This is a genomic window from Vibrio sp. nBUS_14, from assembly GCF_051201655.1.
Lineage (GTDB): Bacteria > Pseudomonadota > Gammaproteobacteria > Enterobacterales > Vibrionaceae > Vibrio.
On the sequence record NZ_CP179207.1, the window covers coordinates 1229026 to 1254798 of the forward strand.

A 25773-nucleotide genomic window follows, 5' to 3' on the forward strand; every position below is an offset into this window, starting at 1 on the left:
ATCCGTCATTCCGCAGCCAATTCTAGATTTTAATCCGACATTCCGCACCTCATTTAGGAATAAATTGCTTCATATAGCTTACCTAGCAATTGAAGCAATCTCCTCTGATGGTCTTGAATGCCGGTGATAAACCATTGTTCGCCGAACTCAAGTGTATCGACCCCTTCAAATTTTAAAAACACCCAGCGAGCAGTTGGCTTAGATGTGGTTTTGTTCTTAACCATGCTTGGAAAAAATTCTTCAGTAACAGCCAACTCTTCACGTATCTTATGCTCGAGTCCAGCATAAACCATTAGGCTTAAGGTCATTATCATGAGTAAAGCTTCGATGCGTTGTGGTTTTTTTAAGAAGATAGATGATGTTAAAAACTCAGGGCTTTTAAGGAAGCGAAAACCTCGCTCGACTTTCTGTTGTGACTTGTAGTGTTCCAGTAACGCAGCCATATCGAGATCGGTACTTTCAGTATCATTGGTCGCAAGAATGAACATACCAACTTTAAGCTTCGCGAGTTTTACTTTTTCTAAATCAGTGAACGGATTTGCTTCAATTTTGTAGTGGTATCCAGTTGGAACCTCATCTTTTTTAGGGCGCCCTCGGCCAGCAAACTCGGGCACTTGCCGTATCTCACTTTGCTCGAAACTCAACAGTTGGCATTGACTCTGAAATTCATTCATAGCCTTTTGTGCATCAGTCGCACAGGCAAATTGTTTCTTAGCTAATTGAGCTAGAGATTTAAGCTCTTTGGTCAGATTTTTATCCAAATTTTTATAAAAAGTGGCTTCTTCTCGCTTTGTCGCTTGCTCGCTGTTCACTAACAACCATCGCTGCTTCACGTTGCCATAATCAGATTCAATCCAGTGCCCCGAATAACCATTACCGATAGGCTCTAATTGCGCTGGCGATAATGCCAGTAGAGCTTGTTTGGCCATTTTAATGGTCATTGGGACGCGTGTAATGAACTTCTGCTTTTGTTCATCAAGTGAGCAAATACTGTCTGACGTGTATAAAGCTGCATCAGCAATAAAGTAACGACTATTTTGCGCGGCTTTAAGACAGTGAATATGGCGCTTAGTGACCTCTGCAAATGCTTTTGCATCGTTCGTGTTTCCACTGAGAGCCTGCATATAAACAGGGAGCCCTGCTTGATTTTCACAAATTAATTCAAGGACAACCTGATTCAATTTAGGTCGGTGATCTCGACTATAACCTTTGACGAGTTGAATAGAATTAATGTCATCCTCTGCTGATTGAGCATATTCACCATCAACATGGAAACTCGTTATATCAAGGTGGACAGACTCTGTCTTGAGGCCCAATTTTTCAACGGTATGCTCTGCAATAACTTGATATAAAATAGATACATCAGCTTCAAATAAAGCATCTAATGTGCGCCCAAGAACATCATCAGTTAAGTGGTGCGCTTCTATGTTTTTAGCAAGCAGCTTTGATATTGGCTTTGTCTCGAAAAAGTCAGAAAACATATGCAATGTTCGACTATGGAAGCCCAAACCGTTCAAAATCATGGCTAGAACGGCATCACCGTGTGAGACATTATGCTCTGAATACTTAGGAATTATGCGGTCGATGAGCCCGGGTAAATCAATCTCATGACAGAATGCAGCGATTAATCCAAGATGATCTAAGCGTTTTATGACAGGTTGAGGAGCAGACATCGCAAGTTACCGGCAAATAAAAGTAATAGATCAAAACGGGGGATCTGCGTCAAGTCTCAACTGCAATCATTATTGATAAATGATCGTGGGATCACACTAATTAAAATCTAGAATTGGCTGCGGAATGACGGATATATTTCACTTTAAAGAATATTTATTTGTAAATTAATTTTATTAACTTAATAATCAGTTAGTTTAATAATCAAAACTATCAGTAAGTAAAAATATTCTTTAATTTACATCAGGCACCAAGCTAAATAATTTTTATATGCTAATTTTATAATATAAAAATTAAGATATTCTGGTTCTAATTTTATATAAAAGCTTTGTTGTGCGTTGGTAAATTTTTGGTTAGGGGATAAATCCATGATAATTAAAGAAATGAAAAACGTATCGATTGCTATTAGAGTTTGGTCGATTCTCGCTTTTTTTTCAATCGCTTTACTCGCAAATACCATTTTAAATATAGACAGCTCACGCCAACATGTACGTGAGAGCTACCAAAAAGGGGTAAAAACTCTAGTTCAAAGCGCCGTTAGCGTTATTAGGCATTATGAGAGTCAGAGTGCAATAGGAAAATTAAGTGAAGAGGAAGCACGGACGCGCGCATTAGAAACCATCTCAAATATGCGATTTGATGGTGGAAATTATATCTTTGTAGGTGATCGAGAAGGAAAGCAAATAGCAACAGGTGTCCCCTCTCTTTTAGGGAAAAATATTATGGACCTACAAGATAGTAAGGGAAAATATTTTGTCAGAGAGATGTATAGCATTGCGAAAAGTGGTGGTGGATTCATTGATTATCATTGGAAAAACCCAAACAAACAGACGCTAGAGCCAAAAACAAGTTATGCAATAATGTTGGAGCCTTGGGGATGGATGGTTGGTTCAGGTGTAAATATGGTGGCCTTGCAAGCGACGACTCACCAAGCCGAGATGACATCGATAGGTTATGCAATAGGTATTTTAGCTGTTCTCTCACTGATCGTTAGTTACTTCATCAAAACCATCACTCTCCCATTAAATCGTACTTTGTCTGCGATGAAAGCACTATCAAAAGGCGAAGGCGATCTAACGCAACGTATACCCGAAGAAGGGAGCAAAGAACTGATTTTCTTGGCTCGTTATTTCAATCAATTTGTAGAATCTATTCAATCAATGATGCTCGGGATTCAGGGTATTGGAACTCAAGTATCAGCGTCGGCAACTCAACTAACTGGTTCGGTACACCAAATAGATAATAGCCTTAACCAGCAAAGAAACGACGTGGATATGCTTGCAACAGCCATGACAGAAATGCTTGCTACCGTTGAGGAAGTTGCTGGGCGAACAGTTGAAGCAAACGAAGCAAGTCGATTTGCAGCGCTGGAGACACAGAAGAGCTCATCAATTATTCAAAATAATGTGATAGAAGCAAACGAAATGGCTGAAGTCATTACCTCTGCAGGACAAGCTGTCCAGAATTTGGCGCTTGATGCCAAAAATGTTGATACGGTTCTAGAAGTTATTCGAGGAGTCGCAGAGCAGACAAACCTCTTAGCACTTAACGCTGCAATTGAGGCTGCTAGGGCCGGTGATCATGGCCGGGGCTTTGCTGTGGTAGCAGATGAAGTAAGAACCCTGTCTCAACGTACCGAGGAGTCCACACTTGAGATTCAAAATATTATAGAAAAGTTGCAAGTTGGCGCTGAAAATGTCGTTACAGTGATGCATCAAGGGGTTGATAAAGCGAATAAAGCCTCAAAGCTATCCGCGCAAGCAGGATACAAGATTGATGAGAGTAACAAGCAAGTTAATAAGATCGAAGGCATGGCGCAACACATTGCAACTGCAGCTGAAGAGCAAACACTCACCGTGAACGAAATTAACCGTAACGTAACTAGCTTAAGTGATATGGCGACTTTAGTATCTAGTGAGTCTACCGAAATGGCCAATTCGAGCCGTGAACTTAGAGGTATCTCGGAAAACCTCATGTGTACGATTAACCGATTCAAACTTGCATGATGCAAGAATCTGGTTTAAAAAGCGGAAACTTCCTCCATGTAAAAATGAATAGCAGTAGCGCACGCAGCTACTGCTAGAACTGATTTATTCCATTGGTTACAAAGAGAGCCGCAACAGGAAAATCAGTCTAAACACGAACATAAACCCCTTTTTTCAAACACCGCATTCCTTTAAGTTCTAGAGCATGGGAGTTATCACAGATAAAAACATGCCCTCCAGGTATGAGGATGTCATGAGCATACTTACGGACAATATCTTGATACTCATTGGTTAGTGATGCGATAACAATCGCATCTAATCTACTATTGTACTGATCAAAATTAACGTGGTCGTAGTTATTAAATGTGATTTTGTTTTCTATTTTTCGATTGATTGAAAAGTGGCTATTCTTCATTTTCACTTTGTTAGACTCTAGATACTCAGCTAATCCCCCCGGGTGTTACTAAATAACCTTTCTTTGAAGCTCCCTTTACAGTTAATTTTTCTAAAAAATTGTTGTCAACTAAAGACACCTGGTTTCAGATAACAAGTGCGACAAAAACCAGATACGATCATCTCTGGCTTTTGTTCGTAATAAGAATGTAACATTGCCAATGAAAAACTATCATAGTATTGACCTGTATCTAAACAACAAATAAGTAAATCACTCCCTCTTATCTGCCTTTCGATCACAAGCTCACTGTAGTCTCTATATAATTCAGAGTTATAGAAAAAGTTGTCAGTTACCATATTAAAACCTTGAGGTTGTGTTTTAGTCGATTTAAAACAGAGGCGAGTTAGCTAATGGGATAAATTTTCTCCACAAGCGATAAATTCATACAAAAAAACAAGGTTATGCCCGATTTCAGATAATAAGTGCGACATTCATGGAAAGGTGTAGAAGAGGAAGCCAACTGCTGAAAGTGGTACGCTCTTCTCGCCAAAGAAACAAGCAGTACTACCATGAATTATCAGCAGTTGACCGAGGGCAGAAGATACCAGATTTCTGCTCTTTTGGAACGGGGGATTTCGGTTTCTGAAATAGCTAAAACTGTTCAGTGCCATCGCTCTACGGTATATCGTGAGCTTAAACGCGGCAGTAGAAGCAGTCATTATTGCCCAAGCGAAGCTCAGGTATTCTCAATCAAAAAACGCACATCAGCTCGTAAATACAGAATACCTCAGGAGCGTGTTGATTTTATCCGTCTCCTTTTGGAATCGGATTGGAGTCCAGAGCAGATTTCCAGTGTATTAACGAGAGTCGGTGCCGCTGTCAGCCATGAGTGGATCTACCGATTTGTTGCGCAGGATAAACGCTTGGGAGGCAAGTTATATCGCCACTTGAGGCAAGGTCACAAGCGGTATCGTCGCGGTAGAAAAGAGAAAGCGCCAGCGATCAAGAATGCTGTTTCTATCGATGATAGGCCAAGCATCGTTGACAGTAAGGAGCGATTGGGTGATTGGGAAATCGACACCGTATTAGGCAAACATGGCACTGGTGCTATGGTGACAATTTTAGAGCGTAAAACACGATTTTACGTGGTCAAGAAAGTGCCATCGAAGTCAGCAGATGATGTCACCAAAGCCACCATCGAGCTACTCATGCCTTATAAGGAACATGTCCATACCATCACGGCAGATAACGGGAGAGAGTTTGCAGGCCACGAAACCATCGCAAAGGCGTTGGAGGCTGATGTGTACTTTGCCCACCCTTATAGTTCTTGGGAGCGTGGAGCCAATGAGAATGCTAACGGGCTTTTAAGGCAATATGTGAAGAAAGGAACCGACTTAACAACGGTAACAGACAGCGATATTGAATTCGCTGTATCACGGATAAATTATCGACCGAAAAAGTGTTTAGACTTCAAGCAACCAGCGATTGTCTTTAAAGAAATGGTATTGGCTGCTTGATATTGGAGAGTGTCGCACTTCGGAGTTGAATTCGGGTGTAGTAAGTCTGAATATGCGACTCCAACTTCACCAGTCACAAAGTTAACGGACTTTGCTATATCTTATTGAAAGTGTTCAAGTAATAATTGCAATAAGCAATCTTTAAATAACACATCAATCAATAAACCCTTAGAGTTAGAACTGAAATTATTATATAAGTATAGAACCTACTAATGATCAAATCTGAATATAGAACATTCATATTAAATGCGATGTAAGGCCATGGTTTTCATCTATATTAATTTATTTTTTAAATTTGTCCACGCTCTTTACTTTTTCCTGCAATGAGTTCAAGTAATGGAAAGCATGTATCCAAATCAAGGGGGCAAGTTGTGCTAACGTGATGTATGGAATCCACTCCCTCCTTTGCCAAGCTAGACTTAGGAGAATGAGATAAATACGAGGGTTCCAATATGTTGAGCAATAATATTATCGCTATCGACCTAGCTAAAAATGTTCTACAAGTCTGTCATATCAGTGTTCATGGTGAGATGCTGTCCAATAAACCTTTAAGTCGACAGAAAATGAAAGAGTTTCTTGCCAAGGCTAAGCCTTCCATTGTCGCGATGGAAGGGTGTTGCGGATGTCATTATTGGGGTCAGTTAGCTGAAAAGTTTGGACACGAAGTGCGGATTATCAATCCGAAGAAAGTGAAAGGCTACCTAGAAGGACATAAAACTGATCATAATGATGCCCTTGCTATCGCTAATGCTGCTATCCAAATTGGTATCAAGTACAGCCGTCCAAAGTCATTGGAACAACAAGCTATGCATTCTTTAGAAACTAGTCGTAGATTCTTATCTCGTAGTGTTGCTTCCCTAGCTCTTCACATTAGAGGGACAATTTTGGGCTACGGGATAGCAAACCCTAGAGGTGAAAAAGGCTTAAAAGCGTCGGTTCAAACCGTGCTTGATGGAGATACACCAATACCTTCTAATGTCGTATCCGTTCTGTCGATGCTGTGGGAGCAATATCAAGAACTTAAAGCAAAACTTATCGCATTCGAAAAAGAGAAAAATGCTTTAACCCGTCAGATAGAACCGTGCCAACGATTAATGGGCATTGAAGGTGTTGGTGAAACAACTGCTGCGATGCTCTATACAACTCTTGGTGATGGAAAGCAGTTCAAGAATGGAAGACAAGCTTCAGCATTTGTTGGTCTTACACCTAAACAGCACAGTTCAGGTGGCAAAGTTTTTATGATTGGGATCGATAAATGCGGTGGTGTGAAGGAGCTACGCTCGCTTCTTTATCTTGGCGCAATGTCTTACGTTGGACGACTACCCGAAAAACCGAAGACTCGGAAGGATGCTTGGTTGAGGAGCATCATAGATCGTATCGGCTTCAAGAAGGCCTGTATTGCACTGGCTAACAAAGTGGTACGTACTGCGTGGGCAATGCTTCGGTATGAGACTGAATATAAACCAGTATTACTCACTAATTAATCATTAACAAATTTTTAAATTTTACAAAATGATGATGCATAAAAGGTAAGACCAACCTACTGAGAACCTGGCCATTCTGTCATGCTGTAAAAAGCTGCTAACGCGATAAGGACAGTAGGTGCGCAAAACATCAAAGGCTAGAGGGTAGCTCCTTCAATAAGAAGCCGAATATACGACCGCATCTTAACTTTTATTGCCAAAATCACTTTGTAAATACGTGGATTCCATATATACTTTGGGCATGTGATTTGAGGTTTTATGGATCGCTATTCACCGCTTTTGGCTGAACCACTTTTATCACAAGATGAACCTAGGGCTCTGAATGATTGGGGAGCAAACAACGGAAGGCATAAGCGCCTTCCGTTGTTCAAGTAAAGTACAAGATAAGATGGGTACTACTTGCTTACGCCGATCATGTCGTTAAAGTAGTCCACTTGCTCTGCCATGCTCAAACTTTGGCTGTTTGAACCCAACGTCCACATAAAGAAGCCACCGTAACCGTTATCTCTCTGCCATTTAGCACGGTCTAGGTTGTTCTGGCGTGTTTCAACAAAGTTACCACCGGGTGCCCACTGACTGTTGATCGTATTACCTAAAACAATCTTCGACTTGTCTCCAATGTACTCAGCATAGTTTGCCATCGCGACTTCGTATAAAAAGTTTCGACCCGCGTCGTATGTCATCACGTTAAAGAAATCAAAGTCGTTCTTGGTCGCTTTCAACAGATCAACCACTTCACCGTGGTGAGATGAACGGCCAGACTCTTCAATGTAAGAGCAGTTTTCAAACACGCTCGCATCCATACATTCAACTGGATCCGCGCCTACGTGGTAAGTCGTCAGAGACAGAGCCTTCGTATTACCCACTTTCTCACGGATAAGTTTGATCAAAGCCGTCAAGTCTTGGTTCTCTTTGTCTGTGATTCGTGCCGCTTTCTCAAAGTCAAAGTCCAGGCCATCAATGTGCACGTAACCCGCTAATTGGTACTTGCTGTAATCACAGCTACCGTCTGAATTTGTTGCAAGACACTCACCTTCCACCTCTTCAGGTTTTAGGTTCTTTTTGTACACAGGGAATGGCGTATGCACCAAATCAACTAACCCGTTCGCAACCGATTCACGGCTTTCAGGCGTACTGATCGCCGACCAAATGCTTTCGTAAGTTTGACCACCAAACGCAACCATCATGGTGGCATTTTCATTGTCATGCTTGAGCGTTGACCATGCTAGGTACTGTGTTGGCATCCAGTCCGGGTTGTAATTCGGTGGTGTTAGCATGCCATCAGAGATCGTGATGTTACCACTTGCGTCCCACTTACCAAATGACAATAGGTAGCCATCACCTTCTGAGTTGAACAACTCTTGGTAGTCATTTAAACCCCAAGACGTTAGGTAACTGATAGAGCGGTCAGGTTTATCGACTAAGCCGCCACCGCCTGTGCTCTCTTTGACCGTAATGTTAGATGTTGCAGAGGTTTGCTCTTGGTTGGACGTATTCACCGCTTTTGCCGTGACAGCATATATACCCTGCTGAGCACCTAGCCATTCATATTCATAAGGTGCTTCCGTGTCTTTAAACAGCTCGTTACCATTTGCGATGAAACTAACCGATGAAATATCGCCTTCGTAGCTCTTCGCGTCTGCTTTGATCGAAATCGCACGACCTTCGAAGTAGCTTGAACCGTCGACAGGAGATGCTAGAGAAACAACCAAGTCTTTATCAGTAATCGCTAAAGAAATTGGCGCCGCCTCCGCACTCGCACCTTGGTCATCGTAGGCAACAACCGTCAATGTGTATTGGCCTTCAACTTGGGCAGGTACCGTGATGGTGTAGGTATCTCCTTGTGAAGGCGTGTTTGATGTCGCAACCACTTGACCATTCAATTGAACATCAACGCGGGCAACTTCAGTATCATCCGATGCATCGACAACCACGTCGAATGCTTGATTAGGCGCGATCTTCTGTCCATCTTGCGGTGATTGAACGTCCACCACTGGCACAGGGTTCGGATCACACTCACCAACGTCATTCCATGCATCTTTCCACGCATCTGGATAACTTGGATGACCTGTTCCTGGAGTCCATACTGGATTACCACACCAACCCGCTACCGTACATGAGTAGATATTGCCAATGTTAGTAACTTCATCACCGACTTTATAGGCCACACCATCTTCGTACTGAGGTATGCCACCACAACTTGTGCTTGTATCTGTCACCGTGATGATTAAGTTCTTACTAGAGACATGTTGCTCGTCATCTTTTGCTTCCGCACGAAGCGCAGTAGAGCCTGCCGTTTGCGTTGTCCAGTCACAAGAGAAATCTTGCGTCGTTTTCGCATCAAGAGAACACACTTCTGTATCGTCAGCGAAGAACTTAACCGTCGCTAAGTCGTCATCTACATCCGTCACATGCGCTGAAATTGTGATGCTGTCACCTTTTTGGTGAGAAGAGCCTGCGTCTGGCGAGATAAACTCAATTACAGGTGGATTTGGCGACGTCGATTCTGACTCTACCATTACTTGAACTGCTTTCTCTATCAGTTTGTCACCATTGTAGGTGAACGCCATTACAGTGATCGACGCTGTACCAACTTCTGTTGGAAGCCAAGCTTGCTGGTATTCTGTTGTGCCTTCTACAACGTTTTGCTCGCCCAATTTGGTACTGTTTGCCCAGAATTCGAGTTTGCTTGCCCCCTCACCTTCGACACCCGTAATGATGTCAACATTCGTACCAGTGTAAACCACTGAGTTTTGAGCAGGCGCTAAAATATCCAGTGAAAATTCTGGTGGAGGAACAACTTCGCCATCCACTTTCACCACAACAGAATTCTCAAACGCATTCAGATCATTCAGTTCGCCACCGAAAGAGAGAGTCAATGCCGCAGATTCACCTGAGGCCAGTTCACTATCAAGCCAAGAGCCTTCTGGGAACGACAATGTCACTGCGTTCAATACTCCATCAGCTTGCGTCGTATGAGAGATCTCCCATGATGGGTAAGAAAGATGGTTCGACGCCCAGCTGATTTCTTTAATCGCAACTGGCAATAAAAATTCGATCACGGCTTCACGCATTTCTGCGCTATCTGAGCCCGTGTTTGTGATATCTAGCTTATAGGTGCTCCAGTATTCACTTTCTGACTGAGCTACCGCATCAGTACTGAACTCACTAGCCATGGCTTGTGAAATTGGATTCAACAATAAGCCAGAGCAAAGCATTGTTAGCCCTAACGCGCGATATCCAATAGAGTGAATCTGTTTAGCACTGCCCTTTCTTAGATACATACTTGATTCCTTAGTTTTATATTAATTATTTTAATTCTGTAATAAACCTGCAATTGGAAGTTCATCCACTCCCTTGCAAGCCCAATTAATTTACACAAAAAATTAACCAAGGGTAAAATTAACTTTTACTTATTTAATAAATATCAAAATTTATTTAATTATGAGATAAAACCCTAAATTTCGGAAAATATATTTATGTAAGGATCCATTAAATCTCACTTAAAGGATAGGCTAAATTAGGTTGAGCTAATTAACAAATAGGAAATGATTAAATAAATCTGGATAAGAAAATGCCTTAGCGCCTAGTTGGAAAATAAAGAAGAAAAAATAAAAGTCACTACTTAACAGCAACTTAAAATAAATCAGCTCATCTCAAAACATCTCTAAAAAGAATAACTCTCATGCTTACCATGAAACCTATTCCGCTAAAAAAGTCCATAGGTCATTAACTCCCATCTCAATACCAGCTTTAACATGAAGTTAAAATTTTAAAAACAGTAACATTCCCAAGTTAGATTTTATTTTTATTTTGAATTAAAGTCACAATTTATTCACGAGATAGATTAATGCTAAAAATATAAAATTTAGAGTATTAAATCTATTAATAAATAAATCATTAAAAACCGAACGTCACGTCTGTGTATTTTATTTTTGTTCTGTATTTATTTTATCCAACTATTAAAAAGGCAAGCCGAAACCCGCCTCTTAAAGCGTACTGCACTCTTCGTATTGCGCGACCACGACACTTATAAGGGCACGAATGTACTTTGTTAATTTGATGTAAACAAAACCGAAGCTCTGTAATCTTTGTCCCATACCGCTTTATTCATCTTCCTGGGTACTGACAAGTTCCCTTCGGATTTTCTAAACAAGTTCTGAACAAAACGTCTGCAACAAGCCATATTTAGTGCTGAATCTCCAGCATAAATACATTGTTCATCTTCTTTGAAAATAACGTCCAACGCCCAGTGCTGCTGGTTCTCGATGTGCCAGTGTTTTCTGGTCGCTTGTAAGGCTAACTCTAACGACAAGTGATCTGTGCAAATATAATACGATGTTTCATAACTTCCTTTCCCTTTGACACTTCTATCTCTCACCACTGCAACAACACTTTTAACGACAGACCACTTTTCTCTGAGTGCTTCACTGAAGGCTGCTGGGAGAACGTAAACCTCACGAACCTCTTTTCTGCCATGCCCTTTATCTTCGGTGATGTATGACTCTTGTTTATCTTCAGGCAAAGACCAATAGTCTTGGAATTGTGCATCCACTTCTGCAAGCAAACTGGGCTGATTCAGTTTGACTTGCACTAAGAAATCGCCACCTTTATCAACCACTTTATTCAGAGTTTCAACCTGACAATGCAGGGCATCAGCCGTTAATAGACATCCTTTTATATCTAAAGTATCTAACAGGTTTCTTATCGCTGTTAGCTCCGTCCCTTTGCCTTTACAGGGTTGATGTGTGAGGGTCAAACCTTCATCAACATCGAATGCCGAGACCATATAAAGGGGGTTATCTTGTTTGTTTGCTTTAGCACCTTTTAGTACCTTCCCGTCAACACTGATGATAGGTTGAGCATGCCTCTCTCTATGCAAATTAACCCAGCCCACCATAGCTTCTAAGAGTGTTTCAGGAACAATAGTCCTCATAATTGCTGCAATATTATGACGAGTAGGAAGGCCATTTTCGTAGGGGAAATACTCACGTAACCAGTCGATATTTCCTTCACCAAAATCCTTGATATCCGTCCACTTGTTTTGACCACAAAGCATGGCTGTTATGACAACAAAAGCGACTTCTATAACAGGGTAGACTTGGTTGATGTGCGAACGGGTATCTTTCACTTTTTTTAGCTGTTCAATGATAATCATGCGAGTTTCTCATATTTTTTATTTCATGATCTGATCGTGACTATCAGGAAAAGTTCCAATTGAAAATAAAGTTATTTATTTTCAATAACTAAAGTTCGATCCCGCCCTTGGGGATTGGTTAATCGTTAGTAAAACGTTTACAACTATTAATAAGTAGTCTGGTTTTGTTCTTAATTTATATTGGAATGATTTATGCTGAATAAAAAAATAAAAATAAATAAGACACTAGCTGTATTGATTGCAGCTATAAGCTTTCATTCATTTGGTTCTGATACATTAAAAGAACCATTGGTATACTCGCATAACAGTAAAGAGCTCACTTGGGTTAATTGTCCCGACTTTTTACCTTGTCAGATAGCGTCCCTAAATGGTGAGTTGGGAGGTAACAATAACGATGTCTTTATTAAATTCCCGAGCTTAGCCGAAGTTCCTTTCCATACACATACTTCCACTGAACATATGACTCTGCTCGAGGGCGAGTTCCACACTACTTATAAAGGGTTCGAAAGAGTGGTGCTGAAAAAAGGTGATTACGCGTTTGGACCTGCAGATCTTGCTCATGATGGCTACTGTGCAAGCAAAGAAGACTGCGTCATGTTTGTTGCATATGAGACACCTATTGATACTATCCCAATACCTAACAAATAGGTGGCGTTTATGTTTACAGTGATGATGCCAAACAACCAAAGCCCTCTCATCTCTGCTGAGGAAGCGGCAAAGAAATTGAACGATCAAAGTACAAAGATCTTTGATGTTAGAGGACGCTGGGGGGAAGATGTTCAGTGTTCTCGTCAAGCTTTTTTAAGTGAACATATTACGGGTGCTCGTTTTCTGGATTGGACGAAAACCTTTGTAAATACTGATTTACCAATAGCCTTAGCTCCAGTGGCCGAGATTGAGCAAGCGCAAGCTGATTTTGCAGCACTAGGTATTAACCAAGACGATCTTGTCATTCTCTATGACGATTACTTTCATATGTTCGCTGGTCGAATATGGTGGGCGATGCGGTATTGGGGGTTTCGCAACGTTAGGGTGCTTGATGGCGGTTTGAAGCGTTGGAAATCTCTTGCTTTACCGACCTCAAACAATCTCAATAGTGCAAGGGTGGGCAATTACGTCGTAAAAAAGGAACAGAGTTGGATAGCTCTTTTCGATGATGTTCTTAATCGAAGTGATAATACTGTTTTGTTGGATGCTCGACGAAGTGAGAACTTCTCCACTTCGGGTGTGAGCCATATTCCAGGTGCAATTAACGTCCCATTCGCAACGTTGCTGGATAGTGATACTGGTATGTTTAAGGCTCCAGAGGAAATAAAGCAGGTTATTGATGTTGCAATAAATGGCCAAGATATTGACCACGTTATATCTTCGTGCGGATCAGGCTATGCTGGCACTATTTTATTGATTGCTCTGCAATTGATAGGAATAAATTCAACACTCTATGATGGATCATACGCTGAATGGCAAGCATTATAGTTTCCAAGTAATAGGTGAGATAGTCCTACATATCTATTTGTCCTGAGCCTTACAGAAAGAGCTGCACTGTGACATTGGTTTACTCTTCTCAGTGCTCCCCTCAAAGAGCTAAGTGAGGGGACACTCTTAGGCGACAGTAATAACTGTCGCCTTTCTAATATCTTGTTACTCAGTTAAAGATTATTCCCAATCTAGGATTACTTTGCCTGACATACCAGAGCGCATCATGTCGAAGCCTTTTTGGAAGTCGTCCACTTTGTAGTGGTGAGTAATGATTGGTGTTAGATCTAGGCCAGACTGGATTAATGAAGCCATCTTGTACCAAGTTTCGAACATCTCACGACCGTAGATACCTTTGATAACCAAGCCTTTAAAGATTACTTGGTTCCAGTCTACTGCCATGTCTGATGGTGGAATACCTAGCAGAGAGATCTTACCGCCGTGGTTCATGTTAGTCAGCATGCTGTTGAACGCAGATGGGTTACCAGACATTTCTAGACCTACATCGAAGCCCTCAGTCATGCCAAGATCAGCCATTACGTCTTCAAGCTTCTCTTCCATTACGTTTACTGCGCGAGTGACACCCATTTGACGAGCAAGATCTAGGCGGTATTCGTTTACATCTGTGATTACAACGTGACGAGCACCAACGTGCTTAGCAACAGCAGCAGCCATGATACCGATTGGACCAGCACCAGTGATTAGCACGTCTTCGCCTACTAGGTCGAAAGAAAGCGCTGTGTGTACTGCGTTACCAAACGGGTCAAAGATTGATGCTAGATCGTCAGAGATTTCTGCAGGGATCTTAAATGCGTTGAACGCAGGAATCACAAGGAACTCAGAGAACGCACCAGTGCGGTTAACGCCAACACCTGTTGTGTTACGACAAAGGTGAGTACGGCCGCCACGACAGTTACGACAGTGACCACATGTGATGTGACCTTCGCCAGATACACGGTCGCCGATTTCAAAACCACGAACTTCTTGGCCGATGCCAACAACTTCACCCACGTATTCGTGACCTACTACCATAGGTACTGGGATTGTGTTTTGTGACCACTCATCCCAGTTGTAGATATGTACGTCTGTACCACAAATTGCAGTTTTCTTAATACGGATAAGAAGATCATTATGACCCATTTCAGGTTTTTCAACCTCGGTCATCCAGATGCCTTCTTCAGGCTTAAGCTTAGAAAGTGCTTTAATTTTCATAATGTTATCCAGTTCATCTCGCCTAACTGTAAGACGAGAATCAAAAATCTATATGTTCTATTGAGTGTTGTTCTATCTAATCAAAGGATGCATAAAGTACCCTCTTTAAAATTAGATGATAGCCATGTCTTTACCAACTTGGATGAACGCATCGATTGCGCGATCCAGTTGCTCACGAGAGTGTGCAGCAGACATTTGCGTACGGATACGAGCTTGGCCTTTTGGTACGACCGGGAAAGAGAAACCTACCACGTAGATGCCTTTCTCTAGTGCACGCTCTGCGAATTCAGCCGCTACTTTTGCATCACCAAGCATGATTGGGATGATAGCGTGATCAGCACCACCCATAGTGAAACCAGCTTCTTCCATGCGAGTACGGAAGTGAGCAGAGTTTTCCCATAGTTGAGTACGTAGGTCGCCAGATTCCGCTAGAAGATCGAGAACACGGATAGATGCAGATACGATTGCAGGCGCAACAGAGTTAGAGAATAGGTATGGACGAGAACGCTGACGTAACCAGTCGATCACTTCTTTCTTACCAGAAGTGTAACCGCCTGAAGCGCCACCCATTGCTTTACCAAGCGTACCTGTGATGATGTCAATACGGTCAACAACGTTATGGAACTCGTGAGTACCCGCGCCGTTTTCACCCATGAAGCCAACTGCGTGAGAGTCATCGACCATCACTAGTGCACCGTACTTATCAGCAAGGTCACAGATAGCAGGAAGGTTAGCGACTACGCCGTCCATTGAGAATACACCGTCAGTTACGATAAGCGTGTGACGAGCGCCCGCTTCTTTAGCTGCGATAAGTTGTTGCTCTAGCTCTTCCATGTTGTTGTTCGAGTAACGAAAGCGCATTGCTTTACATAGACGAACACCATCAATGATAGATGCATGGTTTAGAGCATCAGAAATGATTGCGTCTTCTTTGCCTAGGATCGTTTCGAATAGTCCCGCGTTTGCATCAAAACAAGATGTGTATAGGATTGTGTCTTCTTTACCAAGGAACGTAGATAGCTTTTGCTCTAGTTCTTTATGGGAGTCTTGAGTACCACAGATGAAACGCACTGAAGCCATACCAAAACCGTGTTGATCCATACCGCCTTTAGCAGCTTCGATAAGATCAGGGTGGTTAGCAAGACCTAAGTAATTGTTTGCACAGAAGTTTAGTACTTCTTCACCAGTCGAGATAGAAACCGCTGCTTTTTGAGCAGAAGTGATAATGCGCTCAGACTTGTAAAGACCTTCTTCTTTAACTTCTTCGATTTGAGTTTGAATCTGTTGGTAAAATGCAGAAGACATTGTCTATTCCTTCCTAATTATTATTCAGCAGCGTCGCGCGCTGCATTATGTAGGGGATGTAAACGATTTCAATTCGATCATTTACACTGTAAAACTTATACCCCATTCTAGTTGAACATCTCCTTCTCGATTATCCCTTTAGTTGGAAAAACATTAATGAATCACAGGCACTAATAATAATTCATCCCAGCGACAAAGTGCACATGAACGCCCCTCTCTTGTTCTTTTTAACGTCAAATTCCGTTCCTGTCTAATTAAGAAAGTTCTTTGGAATACCTCATTCAAAAGAAGGCCGTTAACGTTAGAACTCAGTGAAGCCGACCTGTGGGATGAGGAGCCCCGCGAACAGAATTAACGCTATAAAGCGCTTAGCATTAAAATATCGATAAACGATTTTGGTGTGGGCTACTCATGCATGAATAAGGTGGTGAAGACACCGTCACACATCAATTCGTGCTGGTATGATGTTAAAATGTTAAACTGGCATGATAAAATTCTGTGCATCGAATTTGTGTAGACGGCGCTATATCCTCTTTTACCGACAGATAAAACGGTGATAATTATTACGTCACCCTCAATTTTCTATACTAGTTGGATCCAGACTGTCGTAGCTTAATTTTGTATAATTTATTGGCTCATTTTTGTTAATACAGTAACTGCTTCGCCATAATCACTTGAAGCTACTCTCATTGGTTTAACTTTAAACTCGGTAATACTTGCTGCAACATCGGCTAAAATTCTAGTAGTCATGACGGTCTTTAAATAGGTTGATTATAGCGGTTCAACAAAGCAATCAACACAATTTATTACATTCACCATTGTAGGTTTATCTTTGATTTGGATGTTTAAGGCAGTAAAATTCAGCCAAGTCGCCGTAGTAATAAACATGTTATTGCGGCTTTATACTACTGGGAGAAATTTATGATTGTAGTCGCAAGGTTTTCTTTTCCTCATGAAGCACATATTGCAAAAGCAAATCTAGAAAGTGCTGGTATCGAAAGTTTTATTGCAGATGAGCATACAGTAAATACGCAATGGCTATACTCAAATGCTATTGGAGGTGTCCGCTTAATGGTTTTAGAAGAAAATTTAGAGGAAGCGACCGAAATTCTCACTAGTGATTTTTCTGAAAGCCTTAAAAGCCACTCTCAAGAAGTAAGAGGGAAGCCAGACATTTGCCCTAACTGCGGAAGTGATAACTTAATTGCCCATACAAAAGGTAAACGGCCAGCGTTTCTAGTTTTCATATTATTAAGCTTCCCCTTGTTTTTCTACAAACAGGGTTATAAGTGCAATCAGTGTGGCGAGTTCAGCGAAAAACTTTGAGTCATGGCATAGCCAACATTCAACCCCGAATGTTGAGCAAGCCCTATATTTATCAGTTGCTAAGTTAGGGAATTCGCTGACACACTTTCGTCCAAAGCCTTTACCGACTGAATTTTTACCCATGGCACTTTCCAAATCGAAAGAACCATTTCCCCAGGCTCACTGTATCAAATTTGAGTAATAGGCTCTCTTTCGACGGTATCTTCTGTGTGCTCTGCTAGCCAGTATAACCAAATCATCACTATGCATAAGAAAAAACAGAGAGCGAACAACCAATTGGCGCTAATCATCTCGATAACAACACCACCAACTAAAGGAGCGATTGCAAAGCCGAGCGAATAGAGTGCGGCGACACCAAAGTAAGAGCCTCGAAGATTCCGCGGCGCCATTCTGTCGATTTGGACATTTAAGGTTGGAAAAGCAATAACTTCTCCTACACTCAATACAAAACAGGCGACGACCCAACCTAATGGCCAATCACTTGGACTAAACAAAAAGCCAATTTGTGCAACCGCCATCAATAGCATGCCGATGCGAGTTCTTACGAATAACGGCACATGCTCTAACCATTTCAGCATTGGAAACTGGAATACGATGATGGTTAGCGTATTGACCAGAACCAGACCAGCAATCAACTGAGCAGAATCGTCTATAGAAGATTTCACGATCACTTGTGGAATAGAGGACTCTACCTGCGCATAGACAAACATCATGATGAAGTTCGCTACCATTAGTTTTACAAAGATATTATCTTTACGGATGACATTAAGCGCCGATCTAAAATTAGGTAACAATGAAGGATCTGGCTTGTTAAACGTTCCCTTTCTTTCGATACCTAGTAATAACCAAAAACCATAAACAAGATAAGTAGCACCCGCGACAAAAAATAGATTTTGTGGGTGGCTAAGTGCCAGAGTAATACCGACGAGAGGGCCTAGCGCACCACCTAGATTAAGTAGAAAGTAACGGATATTTAGAGCCAATTCTCGGTCTTTCAAATCATCAAGGTTATCTCCTATCACCGCCTTTGCTGGTGCTTCTATCATAGGGCGCATTAAGCCAGTCATCATGATCAATACATAAAACTGCCAAACCTCGCTTGCTAAGGCGATGCCCGTGTAAGAGACCGCGGCAATCCAACTACCGAACACCATCACCCATTTACGGCCTAACTTGTCAGAAAGGTAGCCTGAGTAAAGTCCCGTTCCTGCACCAATGGTCGCAGAGGCCGCTAGCATTGTACCGACTTCAATGGCAGATGCTCCAAAGTCCTCATAGAGAAATACGATCAGAAAAGGCCATGCCATAAAGTAGCTTGTCCGAGCGAGTAACGTTCCAGTAAGCACTGTCCATACCGAGAAATTGGAACGTTTTACACGCTGCTTTTGAAACAAGCTTTCTGAACTATCCATAGACAAACCCTATTTAAATAACTGATTTAAATCATATTATTCAGCCACTATATAAAGTAAGTAGAATAGATACAAGGTATTCAACAAAGCTTTGTAAATTATGGCACCTCCATACCTATTTTATATTCGCATATGCTCACAGCCTGCATACCATCAATGGAGTACAGTCTAGAACATGTAGATGATTAAGGTAATAAAGCAGCCTCTAGTCAAAGATAAGCGCTAAGCCGAGTAATGTTGCCCTTTACGATCAGACAATACCTTCCCGTCTTTGATAGTCACAATTCGCTTAGTTCGTTCAGCAAGCGAATTATCGTGCGTAACGATAATCAATGTTCTGCCCTCAGCATGAAGCTGATTAAACAAAGCCTCTATCTCAGCGCCAGACTTGGAATCCAGCGCCCCTGTTGGCTCGTCAGCTAATATAATCTGAGGGTCATTAACCAAGGCTCTAGCAATAGCGACTCGCTGTTTCTGACCACCAGACAGCTGATTCGGTTTATGGTCAAGTCTATCGCCTAACCCTACTTGTTCAAGTAAGGCCGCCGCACGCTTACGACGTTCTTTAGCTTTGATCCCAGAATACACGAGAGGTAGAGCAACATTGTCCAATGCAGAAGCATACTCAAGTAAATTAAAACTCTGGAATACAAAACCAATTTTTTGATTCCGAATACCAGCAAGATCATTAGCACTCAACGCAGCAACATTTTTCCCATCCAGTTGATACTCACCTTCCGTCGGCTTATCAAGGCAACCAAGCATATTCATCAGCGTTGATTTACCGGATCCTGACGGGCCTAAAATAGACAAAAACTCTCCCTTCTCAATCGAGAGATCGACACCGTCTAGTGCACGTATTTCAGTATCACCGCTTGAGTAGTGTTTACCGATATTTGAGAGTTCCACTAAGAATTTGTTAGACATGGTTTCTCCGCTGTCTTTGATCTCATCATTCACTTTGTAGTGCCTCCATCGGAGTCACTTTCGCCGCACGATTAGCCGGAAGCCAAGCCGAAGCGACACCAATAACCACCAACGTTAAAATAACAATGGTGACAACCAAGCATGAAAGCTCAGGAACAGGTTTACCAAGACGCTCATAAAACATATTTCCTTCAAGCTCCAACGAGCGAATAACAGCAATCAGTGTATAAGTGATTACTAAGCCCAATAAACCGCCCATCATCATGGTCATCAATGACTGAACCAGATAATGCATGCGAATCATCCTTGGAGTAGCACCAACCGCCATTCTCACGCCAATATCTCTTGTGGAACGTTTCACCGTTGCATACATCACGTTAGCAATACCTATGCCCGCTACTGCCAAAGTGATAAAACCAATCACACCAAGGAACCCCTGAAGACCAATTAAGAATTGCTGCATCGTTTTTTGTTTGAGAAACATATCCTCAACCTGAACGACCTGCTCATCACTGACACTAGCACCATGTTTGCGCGCAATAACCTGACGAATCGTATCTGCAAGTTTGACTCTGTCGACACCATGATGAGGTTGAACGTTGATGCCACTGATATCACCGTTGATGTTAAAACGCTGCCATGTAGAGAAAGGGACAAAGCTCGAATAATTGATGCTATCTCCCTGTTCGATCTTGGCACTGTTCTTCTCTAGTACACCAATCACCGTAAACTCTTGGCTACCAATTTTTACTGTTTTCCCCACGGGATTGACCTCTAATTTGACAGTAGCAAACCAGCTAAAGCTTTCATTAGGGTTAAACAAATCGGCAGCTAAAAGGTAACCCAACACGATGACTTTGCGTTGTTGCTTTTGATCTAGAGGATTAAACCAACGCCCTCCAGGACGTGTCTTGAGATTCGTCACCGACTGAAATTCAGTCGTTACGGCTAACGCTTTTTTCCAAGACCCCCGTTCTCCGACAGTAAGTGATTCATCCCACAAGGCTGTCGGCACCGCAGCTTTGATGTTAGGCAGAGCCTCTACAACTTTCGTATCTCCTACTGTTAGAGTCAGCGACTTGCCCTGATGAAAAGATCCATAATCAACCGTAGCCATCCCCCCAGATAGATAAATTAAATTACCATTGCCATTTTGTGCCGTTTTAAGCACGCCTTGCCTAATGCCTTCTCCCACTGATAGCATCGCTGAAATACACAAGGTTGCCCACGCAACAGCCAGAATCGTGAGCCCAAGTCGTAGCTTTTCTGCAGACATTTCCTGAAAGATTTGTCTCATCGGTAATAGCATGATTAAGCCCTCGCACTGAGTGCATCAACAGGAGTTAGACGAGACGCCCGTTTTGCAGGAAAGTAAGAGGCTAAGAACGCCAGAATCAGTGTCACCGTTAACGCCATTACAATCGAGCTGAACGTGATAACAGGTGATCCAATCCATTCTGGTAACGCCATCGAGCCAAGCAAATAAACCGTACCAAAGGACGCCATTAATCCCATGATGGCTCCTAAGGTAACTAAAATAAGCCCCTCAATAATAAACTGAGACATGATGGAACCCTGTGTTGCACCAATCGCTAGCCGAACGCCAATTTCCCGAGTTCTTTCCGTAACAGAGAGAAACATGATATTAGCCACACCCAAAGCGCCAACCGCCATAGTCATAGCGCCACTGGTCGTCAGGAATATTTGAATACCACGAAAGATACCAGTAATCACGTCTCCACCCTCACTAAAGTCGGGCAGATAGACCGCATCTTTATCAGTAGGATCAAAATGCATCTGTTTAGCAAAAAAATTGACAATGTTACGTCTGAACGATCCGGAATCCATGGCTTCGACAGGTTTTAATAGCAGTTGCCATGGCTTATCTTTCCAGAGGTCAAAGTAAGTAGTTGTGGGCACAAATACTCGTCGACTCTCACCGAAAGAGATCCCTCCTTCATTATCAACCATCACACCTATTACGTAGAATGGAATACCGTTGATCTTAATATGATCGCCAATGTCGACTCCGCCCATTTGGGCAATTCGATCACCCAATACAACCACCCGAGTGTGGTTTTCCATATCCTTCACCGAAATATTTCGTGAGCCAGGCTGCAACTTATTTTGTGAGATAGGAAAATAAGAGGGAGCAACACCACTCACCATACTGCCAATATTATGCCCTTGAGTGTTCGTCACGCTGGTATCCCATTTAAGGTAAACAGCAGACGCCTCTTTAACAAAGCCAGCCTGCTGGATCAGCTCAATTTTATCTTGTTCAAGGTTTATTTCGCGCCTTGAGGGCAAGCCCTGCCAAGGTTTACTCGTACTAGAGGGAAACACAACCTGAGTGTCATTGACCAAAAATGAGAAAGACTTCGTTTGATAACGATAGAAGCCTTCCCCTAACGCCATTAAAACAACAACAGACAGTACGCCCCATGAAATTGCAATAATAGCCAAAGCACTTTTCATCCGATGCGCCAACAACGTTTGCCAAGTCTGAAGAAAAAGATTAACCATGGTGTAGCGCCTGAGATATCAGCGCCATCGCTTCATCATCTAATTTACCGGTTGTCTGTAGTAGGCCTATTCTCTGACGCCAATAATCATATAAGTTGGTCTGTAGAAGGAACCTTGAATCAAATAAGCTGTTATGTGCATTAATAACATCCGAGGCTTCCAGGAAACCCGCGTCGTATAACTTTTCTTTGCTACTCAACACCTCTGTGCGAGACGCTACAACATCATGCGCCATTAACACTCGTTCCCAGTTGAGTTTCACTTGAGTAAAGTTCTGATCAATTCGCTTCTTGATGTCTATTTCAACCTTTCGTAAATCCTGCTTAGCCGTCAACAAGTTAAGCGAAGTTTGGTCCACTTTGGCGCGTGTTGAACCATTTAAATCAATAGGAACACTAAGAGTTAAACCCGCGTTGAATTCACCGTTGTCCAACCGATCACTGTCGTTATAGCCCACTTGCCCTTTAACTGTCGGGTAATAACCCCCTTGGGCAGACTTTTTGTCTAGTTCACGCACTTCAACGTCTTTTATGGCAACAAGTAATTCAGGGCTATTATTTCTCGCTAGCTCAAGCCACTGCTGCTGAGAAGCCACCAGCATAGGAGGCTCAACCAAGTTCTCAGTACGAATTTGATCTACCGAATCAGGAGCTTGGTTTATCAGCGCTTCCAGCTCTGACTTTTTACTTTCTAACTCTGCCTTTGCTCGCAGAATATTGGCTTTATCAGACAATTGATTAGCACGCATCTCTTCCACATCAATCGATTTCACTTTGCCTGCTAGATAGCGTTTTTCGAAGATTTTCAGCAGCTTGCTACCTTCCTCTAACTTACTGTTAGTGAGCTGTAAGTTACCTTGAGCGCTGCCTATATCGAGATAAACCAAAAGTAACTTAGCCGCCAAATCATTATGTGCTTGAGCCAATTCCAGCTGAGATTTCAGATAATCTGATTGTGCTTTATCTAATTCAGACCAAAGACTACTGTCCCAAATAACCTGAGATAGCTCTGCACCATAACGATTTGAACTACTGCGGTCTTCGCTCCAGTCTGCTGAAGCGCTCGCGCTTAAAGCGGGTAATAAAGAACTGCGACTTAAATCCACCGAACTCTCACCGCGTTGAACACCAATTCGGGCTTTCTCGTAATCAGGATCCGTCTGTTTGGCTTGCTGCCATGCTTGTTCAATAGAAATGGCATATGAAGGGCAACTAAGCACAGTTGCTAATAGCAAACTGCCTACACTCAGCAGGGGCGATTTACGAGGTGACAGAGGTTTGTCTAATCGCTGTGAACAACTAAACAGCGCTGGCTTAACCATGTGATGCCCCCATCATACTGTTATCGATGACGGTTTCGTCTAATTCCACACCTTCGATGACTTCAACATTGATGCCATCTGATAGGCCCAGTTTTACCGCTTGTTTGTGGAAGCCTTGTTCTGAGCTGTCTAGAATTAATACGTTAGGGCTTTCGTCTTCAAATTGCAGTGCGCGCTCTGGTAGAGTGAGTACATTTTCTGATTTGACTAGAATTATCCGAGCAGATGATGAGAACCCTGAACGTAACCGGACGTCTTGAGGTATTTTGAGCTCGCCAACTTCGACTTCAAAACCGTTATCGAAACTTTTGCCCGAACTACTATCAGCTGTCGAGTTAAGACTTTCAGACTGAATCGCAATCTTAGACAGTACTCCTTCGATTTCGATACTTGGATAAGGTGCAACGGTCAGTGTTACTGGCATCCCAGGAGTAAGTTGCGCAGCATCATGCTCACTAACACTGCCCTTAAAAATCAGGCTGTTCATATCGGCCAATGACATCATTTCTGTTGCCGCTTGACTCGATTCAGTAGAAATAATCGGTTCTCCTACCTCGACTTTTTGATTCAACACCGTACCGTCTATCGGAGCGTAAATGGTTGAGGTTAGGCGAGAGTTCCCAATTGTCGACTCTCCGCTTTGAATCAATTCGAGGTTCTGACGTTTTTGCATAACGTCAGCCTGTGCTGATTTAACATTGGAACGTGCAGTCACATATTCGTCGTAGTTATTAGGAATGATTTCTTGTTCGACCAAACTCTGCAGATTAGTGAGTTGTTGTTTTGCTGACTCAATGGCCGCCTCACTTCGCATCAATTCGGTCGAGGCATCGGTCAGCGCTTTCGGGGTAGGGTTAGGGCGAACCTTAATAAGCGGCTGACCTTGCGTTACGTACTCACCAACACCGGCATAGATTTCCCCAACGATCCCGTCGATTTGAGATTTGATAGACACCGAGTGAGCGGGAACGATATACCCCACCGCAACTGCCTGCTTTTCGATCGTTCCCGTAGCAACCGTCAGGGTTGGAAAGGCTTCAGGAGGCGTTGAAGTTTGAAAATAGAAAGACGCACCTCCACCTAGCAGCGTAGCACATGCTACAGACACTAACCCACGTTTAGTCATAATTGATTCCAGCTCATTATTTTATATTTGTGAGCCCTATGACTACCGTGGATATGCGAAGTTCATAAATAGTATAAAATTTTATAATGCATAGCGTTAAAGGAAAATTAAACGACAGACTTTCTACGCCTCCTTTTAGCCTTATCATGACCATTTAAGTAGAAAGTTGTCTCCGTTTAACGCACTTTAAATCTCGTAGGCCCAGCACTCTTGTTGTATGTCGAGTAGCTCCGACTTACCGCTCTCTAGCTGATAGAGGTGGAATTGGCTTAAAGGGGGCGAATACACGTGCAACGTAATGAGCGGCTCATCGCCAGCTTGTAGATTCGATATCTGATGGATATCATTATCTTTACTGACGGTCACACTACCCTCTTGGAAATGGGTCGACCGAGACGCAAAAATATGACCATTAGCCGCCGTTTCAAACAAGGTTTCCGTTGCTTGCCCGTGTAAAACTTTTACGCCACAAGACGTATTCAAATGATCGTGTATTTTACTTCTTTGCCCATTTAGCCAACTCAAAATTAAAACTTCGCAGTGGTCATTCTTGAAAAGTCTTTGTCGGCAGTATGTTTCTTTATCAAAACTAGCCAGCGACTTGATCTCTTCTTTACTCAGCTCGATGTTATCCAATATGAACCGAATAGAGGCCAGAGACATAGGTTTATTCGCCAGCTGTATTTGGTCCATAAACTCTTGGAAATTAAGCTCATAATCGTTATTAATTAACGCGGCTAACGCGGGAGATTGCGTTGGGGTGATATCAGTACGTTGCAAAATACTTACCTCTGACTATGTTTTGCTCTTCCGAACTCGAAGTTAAAAGTTCTCTTGGAACGATGAAATATAGCTGATTCAATTCAGCACAAGTTGGGAAGATACTAACACCGTTTAAATTAAATTTAACAAGTAACCACAAGTATTTACGTT

The 25773-nt window shown here is 42.3% G+C and carries 18 protein-coding genes and 1 pseudogene; 6 read left to right on the forward strand and 13 right to left on the reverse strand.

Annotation, left to right across the window (positions count from 1 at the left end; genetic code table 11):
* Window positions 1-53: 53 nt before the first annotated feature.
* Window positions 54-1673, reverse strand: a complete 1620-nt coding sequence (locus tag ACMAZD_RS23235; RefSeq protein WP_435249662.1) for an IS1634 family transposase — start codon at window positions 1671-1673, stop codon at window positions 54-56.
* Between the two features lie 366 nt (window positions 1674-2039).
* Between ACMAZD_RS23235 and ACMAZD_RS23240 the strand changes: the two genes are divergently transcribed.
* The 3 genes from ACMAZD_RS23240 to ACMAZD_RS23250 all read left to right on the forward strand — a co-directional run bounded on the left by ACMAZD_RS23240 (window position 2040) and on the right by ACMAZD_RS23250 (window position 7051).
* A complete protein-coding gene (locus ACMAZD_RS23240; RefSeq protein ID WP_435249663.1) occupies window positions 2040-3677 on the forward strand; it encodes a methyl-accepting chemotaxis protein in 1638 nt (545 codons plus the stop codon).
* A 942-nt stretch (window positions 3678-4619) separates the two neighbouring features.
* Window positions 4620-5567: an IS30 family transposase gene (locus tag ACMAZD_RS23245; protein WP_435247159.1), complete on the forward strand. Its 948-nt coding sequence runs from the start codon at window positions 4620-4622 to the stop codon at window positions 5565-5567.
* A 452-nt stretch (window positions 5568-6019) separates the two neighbouring features.
* Window positions 6020-7051 carry an IS110 family transposase gene (locus ACMAZD_RS23250; protein WP_435249664.1) on the forward strand — a complete coding sequence of 344 codons (1032 nt, stop codon included), beginning with the start codon at window positions 6020-6022 and terminating at the stop codon, window positions 7049-7051.
* A 395-nt stretch (window positions 7052-7446) separates the two neighbouring features.
* Here ACMAZD_RS23250 and ACMAZD_RS23255 read toward each other — a convergent pair whose 3' ends face one another.
* Both ACMAZD_RS23255 and ACMAZD_RS23260 read right to left on the reverse strand, forming a co-directional pair.
* Window positions 7447-10335, reverse strand: a complete 2889-nt coding sequence (locus ACMAZD_RS23255; protein ID WP_435249665.1) for an Ig-like domain-containing protein — start codon at window positions 10333-10335, stop codon at window positions 7447-7449.
* A gap of 770 nt (window positions 10336-11105) precedes the next feature.
* On the reverse strand, window positions 11106-12209 hold the full coding sequence (locus ACMAZD_RS23260) for an ISAs1 family transposase (protein ID WP_435247125.1): 1104 nt from the start codon (window positions 12207-12209) through the stop codon (window positions 11106-11108).
* A gap of 192 nt (window positions 12210-12401) precedes the next feature.
* Between ACMAZD_RS23260 and ACMAZD_RS23265 the strand changes: the two genes are divergently transcribed.
* Window positions 12402-12857 (forward strand): cupin domain-containing protein, encoded by a 456-nt coding sequence (locus ACMAZD_RS23265; protein WP_435249666.1) that lies wholly within the window; start codon window positions 12402-12404, stop codon window positions 12855-12857.
* A 9-nt stretch (window positions 12858-12866) separates the two neighbouring features.
* The gene (locus ACMAZD_RS23270; protein ID WP_435249667.1) at window positions 12867-13685 is read left to right on the forward strand and encodes a sulfurtransferase; all 819 of its coding nucleotides are present in this window, start codon (window positions 12867-12869) and stop codon (window positions 13683-13685) included.
* 180 nt (window positions 13686-13865) lie between these two features.
* Here the strand turns inward: ACMAZD_RS23270 and tdh are convergent, their stop codons facing one another.
* The 3 genes and pseudogenes from tdh to ACMAZD_RS23285 all read right to left on the reverse strand — a co-directional run.
* A complete protein-coding gene (gene tdh / locus ACMAZD_RS23275; protein WP_004730216.1) occupies window positions 13866-14897 on the reverse strand; it encodes an L-threonine 3-dehydrogenase in 1032 nt (343 codons plus the stop codon).
* Between the two features lie 111 nt (window positions 14898-15008).
* Window positions 15009-16202, reverse strand: coding sequence for a glycine C-acetyltransferase (locus tag ACMAZD_RS23280; protein WP_435249668.1), 1194 nt, complete (start codon window positions 16200-16202; stop codon window positions 15009-15011).
* A 639-nt stretch (window positions 16203-16841) separates the two neighbouring features.
* Window positions 16842-16952, reverse strand: a pseudogene (locus ACMAZD_RS23285) (type II toxin-antitoxin system Phd/YefM family antitoxin); the annotation flags it as partial.
* A gap of 171 nt (window positions 16953-17123) precedes the next feature.
* Here ACMAZD_RS23285 and ACMAZD_RS23290 point away from each other — a divergent pair.
* The gene (locus tag ACMAZD_RS23290) at window positions 17124-17528 is read left to right on the forward strand and encodes a DUF2007 domain-containing protein (RefSeq protein WP_435249669.1); all 405 of its coding nucleotides are present in this window, start codon (window positions 17124-17126) and stop codon (window positions 17526-17528) included.
* A 167-nt stretch (window positions 17529-17695) separates the two neighbouring features.
* Here the strand turns inward: ACMAZD_RS23290 and ACMAZD_RS23295 are convergent, their stop codons facing one another.
* The 7 genes from ACMAZD_RS23295 to ACMAZD_RS23325 form a co-directional block, all read right to left on the reverse strand.
* The gene (locus ACMAZD_RS23295; RefSeq protein ID WP_435249670.1) at window positions 17696-18940 is read right to left on the reverse strand and encodes an MDR family MFS transporter; all 1245 of its coding nucleotides are present in this window, start codon (window positions 18938-18940) and stop codon (window positions 17696-17698) included.
* A gap of 222 nt (window positions 18941-19162) precedes the next feature.
* Complete coding sequence (locus ACMAZD_RS23300; protein ID WP_435249671.1) at window positions 19163-19867, reverse strand: ABC transporter ATP-binding protein; 705 nt, start codon at window positions 19865-19867, stop codon at window positions 19163-19165.
* A 25-nt stretch (window positions 19868-19892) separates the two neighbouring features.
* Window positions 19893-21176, reverse strand: coding sequence for an ABC transporter permease (locus ACMAZD_RS23305; RefSeq protein ID WP_435249672.1), 1284 nt, complete (start codon window positions 21174-21176; stop codon window positions 19893-19895).
* 2 nt (window positions 21177-21178) lie between these two features.
* Window positions 21179-22393 carry an ABC transporter permease gene (locus ACMAZD_RS23310; RefSeq protein ID WP_435249673.1) on the reverse strand — a complete coding sequence of 405 codons (1215 nt, stop codon included), beginning with the start codon at window positions 22391-22393 and terminating at the stop codon, window positions 21179-21181.
* Window positions 22386-23714, reverse strand: coding sequence for a TolC family protein (locus ACMAZD_RS23315; protein WP_435249674.1), 1329 nt, complete (start codon window positions 23712-23714; stop codon window positions 22386-22388). The genes ACMAZD_RS23310 and ACMAZD_RS23315 overlap by 8 nt, the downstream gene beginning before the upstream one ends.
* A complete protein-coding gene (locus tag ACMAZD_RS23320) occupies window positions 23707-24840 on the reverse strand; it encodes an efflux RND transporter periplasmic adaptor subunit (protein WP_435249675.1) in 1134 nt (377 codons plus the stop codon). The genes ACMAZD_RS23315 and ACMAZD_RS23320 overlap by 8 nt, the downstream gene beginning before the upstream one ends.
* Window positions 24841-25026: 186 nt before the next feature.
* The gene (locus tag ACMAZD_RS23325; RefSeq protein ID WP_372302561.1) at window positions 25027-25620 is read right to left on the reverse strand and encodes a cysteine dioxygenase family protein; all 594 of its coding nucleotides are present in this window, start codon (window positions 25618-25620) and stop codon (window positions 25027-25029) included.
* Window positions 25621-25773: the final 153 nt, after the last annotated feature.